Annotated in this window: 8 protein-coding genes; 1 reads left to right on the top strand and 7 read right to left on the bottom strand. The window is 53.7% G+C overall.

The genetic code is table 11. The features are described 5' to 3' along the window. Positions 1-100: 100 nt before the first annotated feature. On the bottom strand, positions 101-1,501 hold the full coding sequence (locus EV680_RS10625; RefSeq protein WP_132954718.1) for an efflux transporter outer membrane subunit: 1,401 nt from the start codon (positions 1,499-1,501) through the stop codon (positions 101-103). A gap of 37 nt (positions 1,502-1,538) precedes the next feature. Continuing rightward, positions 1,539-2,033: a MarR family transcriptional regulator gene (locus EV680_RS10620; protein ID WP_132954717.1), complete on the bottom strand. Its 495-nt coding sequence runs from the start codon at positions 2,031-2,033 to the stop codon at positions 1,539-1,541. 204 nt (positions 2,034-2,237) lie between these two features. Here EV680_RS10620 and EV680_RS11965 point away from each other — a divergent pair, with 204 nt between their 5' ends. Continuing rightward, a complete protein-coding gene (locus EV680_RS11965; RefSeq protein WP_165870941.1) occupies positions 2,238-2,375 on the top strand; it encodes a hypothetical protein in 138 nt (45 codons plus the stop codon). 330 nt (positions 2,376-2,705) lie between these two features. Here EV680_RS11965 and purH read toward each other — a convergent pair whose 3' ends face one another. The 5 genes from purH to EV680_RS10595 all read right to left on the bottom strand — a co-directional run bounded on the left by purH (position 2,706) and on the right by EV680_RS10595 (position 9,863). Then, the gene (purH, locus tag EV680_RS10615; RefSeq protein ID WP_132954716.1) at positions 2,706-4,283 is read right to left on the bottom strand and encodes a bifunctional phosphoribosylaminoimidazolecarboxamide formyltransferase/IMP cyclohydrolase; all 1,578 of its coding nucleotides are present in this window, start codon (positions 4,281-4,283) and stop codon (positions 2,706-2,708) included. Between the two features lie 51 nt (positions 4,284-4,334). Continuing rightward, complete coding sequence (locus EV680_RS10610) at positions 4,335-4,577, bottom strand: Fis family transcriptional regulator (protein ID WP_132954715.1); 243 nt, start codon at positions 4,575-4,577, stop codon at positions 4,335-4,337. 317 nt (positions 4,578-4,894) lie between these two features. After that, positions 4,895-6,805, bottom strand: a complete 1,911-nt coding sequence (locus tag EV680_RS10605; RefSeq protein ID WP_132954720.1) for an acyltransferase family protein — start codon at positions 6,803-6,805, stop codon at positions 4,895-4,897. 385 nt (positions 6,806-7,190) lie between these two features. Then, positions 7,191-8,189 (bottom strand): tRNA dihydrouridine synthase DusB, encoded by a 999-nt coding sequence (gene dusB, locus EV680_RS10600; protein ID WP_132954714.1) that lies wholly within the window; start codon positions 8,187-8,189, stop codon positions 7,191-7,193. Positions 8,190-8,396: 207 nt separating this feature from the next. Beyond that, on the bottom strand, positions 8,397-9,863 hold the full coding sequence (locus EV680_RS10595) for a protein adenylyltransferase SelO (protein ID WP_132954713.1): 1,467 nt from the start codon (positions 9,861-9,863) through the stop codon (positions 8,397-8,399). Positions 9,864-10,284: the final 421 nt, after the last annotated feature.

Here is a 10,284-nt window from a genome sequence, read left to right as displayed (position 1 = left end):
TTCGGCTGCAAGTTTTCTTCCGTCTTCTTTTTCCATTGGGGAGAAATGGGGATTAATGTTGAAATTTCAATATTTAATTGCCGAATCTATAGGTTTGGTGTTATTCCGCTTTGAAGCCGCCGCCAAGCTGCGCGTGCACATTGCTCCAGGCAACTAAAAAATCACTTTGCACCTGCACGGCCTGAGCCGCCTGCTGCAAAGCTTCGTCTTGTTTTTGCAGATAAGCGAGCGGATTATCGATTTGAGCCGCCACACGCCGGCGCGCAGCGGCTGCGTTTTTGGCTGAGGTCAGCGCCGCGCGTTGCTGCAACAGCGCCTGAGCCTGCAAGGTTTGGTAATCACTCACCGCATCGGCTGCTGCCCGCATCGCATTTAACACCGTTTGGTCATACAGCGCCACTTGTTGATTATATTCAGCATTACGGTAAGCCAGCTTCGATTGCAGCGCGCCCGAGGTGAAAATCGGCAGATTGATGGCCGGCACAATGCCCAGCATGCCTGAATTGCTGCCGCTCAACAGATTAAACGCATCAATATGCGCAAAGCCTGCCAATAATTTCAATTCGATATTGGGATAGAATTCAGCTTTGGCCGCCTGAATATTCTGCCAACGCGATTGCAACAGCGCGCGCTGGGCAGCGATATCCGGGCGTTTGCCGAGCAGATCAGCTTTAATATTCCCAGCGGAGAACACGGGCGGACTGCCTTGTACGGCGGGTGTTTGGCCGTCAAGTGCATTAGGCGCCTGCCCGCTCAACACCGCCAAGCTGTGGCGGATGCGCGCCGCATTTCTTGCCAGCACCAATTGCTGCGCCTGCAAAAGCTGCTGCGCCTGCTCGGCCGGATAAGCGGCGCTGGCCGGCAGCAATTGGGCGCGGATGCGCTGCTTAAGGATTTTTTCCGACTCGGCGGCCGCTTCGATGCGCTGTTGCAACAAACGCTGCTGCTCATTGACAGCCTGCCAGGCAAAATATTGCGCCGCCACCGCCTGTGCCAACGTGAGCCGGATTTGCTCGGCTTCATAAACCGCGGCTTGGCGCTGCCCGATGGCTGCGGCCACCTGGGCGCGGTTTTTGCCCCAAAAATCAAACGACCAGCTGCCTTGCAAAGCCACATTAGCCAGCCACAAAGTGTGGTCGGGGTGGCCATATGTGGCGGTGGGCTTGGGTGCAACATAAGCGCCCACCCCTTGCCCCACTAGGCCGATTTGGGTTTTGTCGGCCGCTTCGGTAATGCCTAATTGCGCCTGCGCTTGCGCAAAACGGGCGCGGGCGGCACGCAAATCGGGTGAAGAGGCCAAGGTTTGCGCCATCAGGCGGTTGAGCATGGAATCGCCCAAGCCCAGCCACCAATCAGCTTTCGCGGCTTGCGGCTGCGAACCTTGTGGCAACGAATACGCCGTTGGAGCATCCAACGGCGCTTGGTTACCGAATTGGGCACAGGCTGTCAGCATGGATAATGCCAACAGCCCCAACCCACGCATGGGTAATATCGGTTTCATTTCGGGCTCTGTGTGTTGCCCTGCCTGTTGCCGGAAATCAGCCGCCCAAACGGGTCAGCAGTTTGCTCAGCAAGTGGTGCAATTGGGCATAATCTTCTTCCGCGAAAGCTTCCCATACGTTTTGGTCGCGATTGGCAATCTGCGGCCACACCTTCTGGATAAAAGCTTCACCTTCAGCGGTTAATTTTAGCACAATTTGGCGGCGGTCTTGCTGATTGATGTGGCGCTCCACCCAGCCGCGCTCCACCATATCATCAGAAAGGCGGGTGGCGCTGGTGCGGGTGAGATCCATCAAATCGCTCAAACGCGAGGGCAGGATTTCGCTGTCGGGGCTCACATACACGGCCATCACGGCAAACCACAGGTTTTCGTTGATGCCGAATTCCTTCAGGCTTTCATTCAGATTGCCGCTCAAGCGCTCGGTTACCACACGCAACAAGCGGGAGATCTGAGCCTGCGGCTCTGAAAACTCGGGCAAACGCTCAGACAACAGGCGCAAAGCGTTGGTCAGTTCGGCTTGTGAAAAACTCATGGGTATATTCTCAACTGGTAAATAATCTGTTTATCTTAAATAGAGTGGTATCAGGCCGGTTTGGTTTCGTTATATCGATCCGTCACAGCCCAAGAATAGCGTTTAAACATTCTTGAATGTCTTGCGGCGTCATCATAATCTGCATGCTTACCCATCTGACTAAAAACAAGATAATCGGCTTAACTCATCAACAGGCGGCTTATTTTGAGCGGCTTTTTGCTTGTCGAAAAAGAGCGCATGCCGCTTAAAAAAGAAAACATGCCGCTTATCCAGATTGAGCCATACCGCCCGCCCGGCCTGTTGCCGGCTGTTGTTTTTATCATCTTTACATCATTATTATGACATTCATATGATATCAAGCATCTGACAAACGCCGCAAAAATCATGTAGCCCGCATGATATAACAATAAACAACAATGCCAAAGCACTAAAATATATTCAATCATCGGCTTTTTATCATGCTCTTTATGTGCGTTTTGCAAGCACCCTGAAAAGCATTGAGCCATTTTGCACCCGCTCGCCGAGCATGAAGACGTCGGCCACTACAGCGCACTACATCTTACCAATGAGGCGTCAAACTTCAAGCACTAAAATAATAAAGGCCGTCTGAATGCTTAAAAACATTCAGACGGCCTTTATTTTTCATTCAATCAAATCTATGTATGCATTGAATCAATGGCGGAAATGGCGCACGCCGGTGAGCACCATGGCGATGCCGTGTTCATCCGCCGCATCAAACACTTCCTGATCACGCATCGAGCCGCCGGGGTGGATAATCGCTTTGATGCCCTGCTCGGCAATCACATCAATGCCGTCGCGAAACGGGAAAAACGCATCCGAGGCCGCGCAGGCGCCGTTTAAATCAAAGCCGCCCTCTGCCGCTTTGCGCGCGGCGATGCGGGTGGAATCCACACGGCTCATCTGGCCGGCGCCAATGCCGTAGGTTTGGCCGCCTCTGCCAAACACAATCGCATTCGATTTCACATATTTGGCCACTTTCCAGACAAACATCAAATCCTGCCATTCCTGCTCGGTGGGCGCGCGCTTGCTCACCACGGTCAAATCTTCGCGGCGGATGCGGTGGATGTCGGGCGTTTGCACCAGCAGCCCGCCGCCCACGCGTTTGAGCTCGAAGCGGTTGGCGCCGGCCAAAAGCGGCACTTCCAACACACGCACGTTTTTCTTCGCAGCAATGATTTCTTTGGCTTTATCGGTGAATTTCGGTGCCATCAACACTTCGAGAAACTGACCGGTCACGGCTTCTACGGTTTCGGCATCCACTTCGCGGTTGAAGGCGATAATGCCGCCGAAGGCGCTGGTGGTGTCGGTGGCAAAGGCCAATTTGTAGGCACTCAAGGTGTCGGCAGCCACAGCCACGCCGCAAGGGTTGGCGTGTTTCACAATCACGCAGGCCGGCTCCTCGAAGGCTTTCACGGCTTCCCAGGCAGCATCGGCATCGGCAATATTGTTGTAAGACAATTCTTTGCCCTGCAATTGCTCATAAGCGGCCAAGCTGCCGGCGGCGGGATAAAAATCGCGGTAAAAAGCGGCTTCTTGATGCGGGTTTTCGCCATAGCGCAAATCTTGCACTTTTTTCCAGCTGCCGTTGATTTGGCCGGGGAAGGTGCCCACCTCCGGTTCGCCCGTGAGTTTGTCGTCGCAAAGGCTGGTGAGGTAGTTGGAAATCATGCCGTCGTATTGGGCGGTGTGGCTGAAGGCTTTGCGGGAAAGATTGAAGCGGGTTTTGTCGCCCAGCTTGCCGCCGTTTTGCTGCAGCTCTTCAATCACGGCAGCAAAATCGGCATTGTCGGTAATAATGGCCACGTGTTTCCAGTTTTTTGCGGCCGAGCGCACCATGGTGGGGCCGCCTATATCGATGTTTTCAATCGCATCTTCCAGCGTGCAGCCGGGCTTGGCGATGGTGGCGGCAAAAGGATAAAGGTTGACACACACCATATCGATGTTGCCGATTTCGTGCTCTGCCATTTTGGCCACATGCTCGGGCAGGTCGCGGCGGCCGAGAATGCCGCCGTGGATTTTCGGGTGCAGCGTTTTCACGCGCCCGTCGAGCATTTCGGGGAAGCCTGTGTAGTCGGCCACTTCAATCACGGCCACGCCCGCATCGGCCAGCAATTTGGCAGTGCCGCCGGTGGAAAGGATTTCAACACCCAAGTCGGTGAGCGAGCGGGCAAAATCCACCACGCCGGTTTTGTCGGACAAGCTGATTAATGCTCGTTTTACTGCTGCCATCATCGTTCCTTTAATATGCAGATACAAGTGAGTGGAAACGGCCAACCCGACTTAATCGATCAAGCCGTGCTGCACCAATTTTTTGCGCAAGGTATTGCGGTTGAGCCCCAGCACCGCTGCGGCTTTCGACTGGTTGCCGCCGCACTGGGCCATCACGCATTCGAGCAGCGGCTTTTCAACTTGGTGCAACACCATATCGTAAACGCCGCACGGGGTTTCGCCATCCAGATCTTTGAAATATTGGCGGATATTGTGCGACACACAGTCGGCAATGTCATGAGTTTTATTCGGCATATTATTTTCTTTATTGTTCTCGTTATCAGCAGGCCGTCTGAAAGCCTGTTTACTAGAAAACACATCAGCTCTCTGCAATAGTTCTGATGTCGGACACCATCACATCCCCATTATAGCCAACCAAAAAACAACCTAACGGCGTTACCCGCCTTGCTATCTTAAAAAGGAGGCTCTGAATAACTCATGGTGACGGCTTTTATCGGCACGCCCAACTTTGAGCAAAATATTGCCAAGTGATGAAATATAAAATCCAGGCCGCCTAAGCCATCTGAACCTAAAGCCGCCTGAATCGGCATATAAAAACATGCCTGCAGGTATTATGGCACAACAGCCTCTTTAAGCTGCGGAGCCATACGCTGCACCAAGGCATCTGCACCCTGTTTTGACAAATGGCCGCTATCCGTATAGGCCATGCCTTCACGACTACCGTCAACAGACAACAAGCAATCACGGTGTTCAGCTGCTCCAGGCGCGCACAAATAAGCAGAAGGGGCAATAAACACCGCACCGTTTTGCTCGGTGGCCAGCCGCAAAGCCTGCTCCAATTGCGGCAAAACAATCGCGCCGCTTTGCAAAGCTTGCCCAGGCTCAATTTGCGGCCGGGCAGCCAGCGTTTTGACATAAGCGCGCTCGGCAGAAATATACCATCGCGGCACATTGCCCACCACCACCACCCGGCTTTGCGGCGACACTTTTTTAATGCTGCGAATGGTTTCGCCCAAAGAGCGGCTGATATCATCATACGCCACCGGCACGCGCTCAAAAAACCACATGCTGTGCAGAATCACCGTATTGTAACGGTAACGGCCAATATCATCTATAATCCGTTGGTTAATCGCCGTGCAATTTTTCCGCTCAAAATCAGCTTGTTTCAAGCCCAGCAAAGGCGGGCAGGCAGACTGATTAAGCTGGCTGAGTGAAATTTCATAATCATCAGCAAAGCCTTGCAAGCCCTGATACAGTGAAGCGGCATGGCTGTCGCCCCACAACAGCACCATATTCTGCCCCTGCACATAGCAACTCTCAGCCTGAGTATCGGCATGATCATCTTGAATCAGGCATTCATGCTGACGCGCAAACTCACTCCAACGGTAATCCACTTTCGGCTCTTTGGCCTGAAAATAAAAATGCCCGGCCAAACCCAATGCCATAATACCGGCACTGCCCAGCAGGCTCATGCTGAAAATCTGGCGACGGTTAAAACGCTCTTTGCTGCGAAAAGGCGCTTCTACATATTTCCAGGTGAAATAGGCCAACACCAGCGATAAAAAAGCCAAAGCGAGCATCAGCAGTGGCGATTCCAAATGAAATTCGGCGCGCACCCGTGCAAAAGCAAACAGCGGATTGTGCCACAAATAAGCGCTGTAGCTAATCAACCCGATCTGCACCATAAGCTTGTTGCATAAAAGCTTGCCAGCCCAAGTTTGTGGCGTGGCAAACATAATCACCAGCACCGTGCCCAACACCGGTACCAATGCACTAAAACCCGGAAACGGCATATGGCGGTGGAAAGTAAACACCGCCACCGCCAACAACAACACACCAGCCAGGCTGCCCCATTGGTTCAGCTGCGGATTTTGCGCCAAACGATCATGGCGTTTGTAATAAAAAGCTACAAAACCGCCGGCCAGCAACTCCCAAGCACGAAATGGCAACAAGTAGAATGCCGCCGAAGGATATTCGTGCGCGCCCCATTGTGATGCAGCCAAGCTGCCCAACGCCACCAGCAGCAAAGCCGGCAACAGCCATCGCCGGCCGCGCCGCCACAACAACATCAACAATAGCGGAAAAAACACATAAAACTGCTCTTCAACACCCAAGCTCCAAGTATGCAGCAAAGGCTTCAATTCAGCAGCGGTTTCAAAATAACCGCTGGTCAACCAAAACAGAATATTGGATGAAAACAACGCCACAGCCACCCAGCTTTGCGCGTAAGCTTTCAATTCAGACGGCATCAACCACATCAATGCCAAAGGCAAAGTGGCCAGCATCACAAAAAATAACGCCGGCAAAATCCGGCGGAAGCGGCGCTCATAAAAGCTCGCCAGTGAAAACCGCCCGGCTTCCATATCGCTCAGCAAAATGCTGGTAATCAGATAACCGCTGATGACAAAAAACACATCCACACCGATGAAGCCGCCCTGAAACACAGAAAAACCGGCATGAAAAAAAATGACCGGCAACACGGCCACCGCGCGCAAACCGTCAATTTCACTGCGATATTTCATTTTTACCCTTAATATTTCCATGCCCTGCATCACACAACTCATGGAAGCTGTTTTTCAATTTTTCAGTATAGCCTGCAGCTCCAAACAAGCCGTTCAAGAAAATCTTAGCGGCATAATTTATGGATAAAAGTTAAATACCTGCCTTTGTTTCATGAAAAGCCAAACCAGCAAAGTGCAACCCGCCCAATCCACTATTCGCTTGAATGCACATTGCACCCGCTTGAATATATACGATACACATAACAATTCAGTCGAGAAATTCCATCACAATACGAATTACAGAGCCTAAAACAGCTCAGCAAAGCAAAAGTGCATATAGACAGGCTGTATTGTATATGGAATGTAAATAAGCCTATTTATTTTTCGCACCGCTTTTCAGACGGCCTCAACGATAAACACATGCCCAAACATCGGCATGTTGCGGCAATTGCGCCAAAAATGCCGCCACCGCATCGTATTGCGCGGCTGCGCTGTCGAGGCGGTTGATTTCGCGCCGCGCCGCTTCGCCGCCGGGCAGCGGGTCGAGATACCAGCCGATGTGTTTGCGGGCAATGCGCACGCCGGCTGGCTCACCGTAAAAATCATGCATGGCGGCCAAGTGTTGCAACACGGTTGCGCTGCATTCAGCCAAGCTCAATTGTTCGGGCAACTCGCCGTGTGCGGCAAAATATTTCACATCGCGAAACAGCCAAGGCTGCCCTTGCGCGCCGCGCCCGATCATCATGCCGTCTGCGCCGGTTTGTTTCAGCACCGCGGCGGCTTTTTGCGGCGAAGTGATGTCGCCGTTCACCCACACAGGCATCTGCACGCGGCTTTTCACTTCGGCAATCAAATCATAAGCCGCTTCGCCTTTATACATCTGCGTGCGCGTGCGCCCGTGCACCGCCAGCGCGGCAATGCCGGCCGCTTCGGCCATTTGCGCGATGACATGGATATTTTTGTGATCGTCGTGCCAGCCCAAGCGGGTTTTCAGGGTAACCGGCACATCCACCGCTTTGACCACTGCATTCAAAATATCGGCCACCAGCGGCTCGTTTTGCAGCAAAGCGCTGCCGGCGAGCACATTGCACACTTTTTTGGCGGGGCAGCCCATATTGATATCGATCACTTGCGCGCCTTGCGCCACGTTATAACGCGCGGCCTCGGCCAATTGCGCCGGCTCGCTGCCGGCAATCTGCACCACGCGTACGCCCTCTTCGCCTTCAAAATCGCTGCGGCGCAGGGTTTTGCGGGTATGGCGCAGCGAAGGGTCGCTGGTGAGCATTTCGCCCACCGCCCAGCCGGCACCGAATGTGCGGCAAAGCTGGCGGAAAGGCTTGTCGGTGATGCCAGCCATCGGTGCAAGCGCGATGGGCGTGTCAACGGAATAAGCGCCGATTTGCATAATGGCCGGATATTCAGTGGGAAAGGTGGAGATTGTACAATTTTTAAGCAGCGCCTCCAATCGGAAATTGGATTTTTACATGCAACGGATATTTTGTTGCGTGGCAAAAACGGGCGCGCCAATATGATTTTTATTTGGCCGCGATATATAAAAGAGGCCGTCTGAACAAGGTTTCAGACGGCCTTTTAAAATATTTCTGTTTTCAAATCAGCTCGAGCAGCTCACGCAAATCTGCCCTGCCCAATCGGGCGGCGTTTCGGCAAAATCGGCAAATTCCTGTTTTTCTTCAAACGGGTTTTGCAGGCAGCGGTGCAGGCGGTCGATTTCGCGGAAATCGCCGTTTTTCGCCAACGCAATCGCTTGCTCAAGCAGATAGTTGCGCAACACATACAAAGGGTTTGCCGCATTCATGCGCGCTTTGCGTTCGGCGGCATCGCTGTTTTCCGCGCGCAGGCGGCCGCGATAGCGCCCTATCCAGGCGTGAAACGATTCGGCAGGGCCGTGAAACAGCGCCATCAAATCTTCGGGCAGCGCCTCGCCGTGCACATTGCCCACATCGGCCAGGCGGCGGAAAAAGAGCGTGAAATCCACTTTGCGGCTTTGCAGCGCGGTAAACATATCGGCCACCAATTCATCATCGCCTTTTTGCTCGGTTTGCAGGCCCAGCTTGGCGCGCATTTTATTCAGATAGGCCGTCTGAAAAAGCTCGGGAAAGCGCTCCAATTCGTCAATCAAGGCGCTGTCGGACACCAGCGGCAGCAGGCAGGAAGCCAGCCGCGACAAGTTCCAATGCACCACATAAGGCTGCTCGTTATACGCATAGCGCCCGGCCGTGTCGGAATGGTTGGGCACATGGCGGCGGTCGTAAGCATCGAGAAAGCCGAAAGGGCCGTAATCGATGGTGAGGCCGAGCGCCGACATATTGTCGGTGTTGAGCACGCCGTGGCAGAAGCCCACGCTCTGCCAGGCCGCCACCAATTCGGCGCTGCGGCGGGCGATTTCTTGAAACAGGGCGAAATAAGGGTTTTCGGCCGCGCGGCATTCGGGGAAATGGCGTGCAATCAGAAAATCGGCCAGCGGCGCCAGCTGCTCGTGGCGGCCGGTGTGGTAAAGATATTCGAAATGGCCGAAGCGGATAAAGCTCGGCGCAATGCGGGTAACAATCGCGGCGGTTTCCGGCTCTTCGCGATACACCGCATCGTGGCTGCCGGTGAGCGCCAGCGCCCGCGTGGTGGCAATGCCCAAGCCGTGCATGGCTTCGGAGCACAAATATTCGCGTATCGACGAGCGCAACACCGCACGGCCGTCGGCAAAGCGCGAATAAGGCGTTTTGCCCGCGCCTTTGAGCTGCCATTCCCACGCGCGGCCTTGCGCATCGCTCGATTCGCCCAGCAGCATGGCGCGCCCGTCGCCCAGCTGGCGCACATACACGCCGAATTGGTGGCCGCTATACACCGAAGCAATCGGCGCGGGATCATAATGCGCGGCGCTGCCGCTCAGATAAGCCAGCATGTCATCGTTGAAATCTGCAAGCGGCATGTCGATTTCGGCGGCCAGCACATGATTTTGCGCCACCCAATAAGGCGTGTGTAAAGGCTCGGGCGACACGCGGCTGTAGAAAGCCTCGGGCAGGCGTGCAAAAGCGGGCGGGTGCAGGGGAAGAATGTGTGTCATTTCAAGCAATCATTTTGTTTATTATGGCCAAACACGATAGCACAGCGTTTCGATATCTGTATAGGCCGTCTGAAAGGTTTGGCCGAGGCCTTTGCAAACCAGATATCTGTCGCACCCGCACAGGCGGGTGCCTGGTGCAAAGCAGCGTTTTGTTTGCTTCGCACATTTCAGAAAGTAAAAAATTCTCTATAAAATCAAATTATTTGATTGTTTTCGTGTTGATGGCGACTGCCTTGCCGGACAACTGAAGCTGCGCTTCAGGCTGGGCTCCTGCCTGCGCAGGAGCGACGAAAAGGGCGATTTTGCAAAGGTTTGGCCGTCTGAAAGGTTTGGCCGTCTGAAAGGTTTGGCCGTCTGAAAGGTTTGGCCGTCTGAAAGGTTTGGCCGTCTGAAAGGTTTGGCCGTCTGAAAGGTTTGGCCG

Origin of the sequence: Uruburuella suis (genome assembly GCF_004341385.1) — a bacterium.
GTDB classification, from domain to species: Bacteria; Pseudomonadota; Gammaproteobacteria; order Burkholderiales; family Neisseriaceae; genus Neisseria; species Neisseria suis.
Note: the sequence above shows the minus strand (reverse complement) of the source record. Positions and strands in the feature narration are given on the sequence as shown.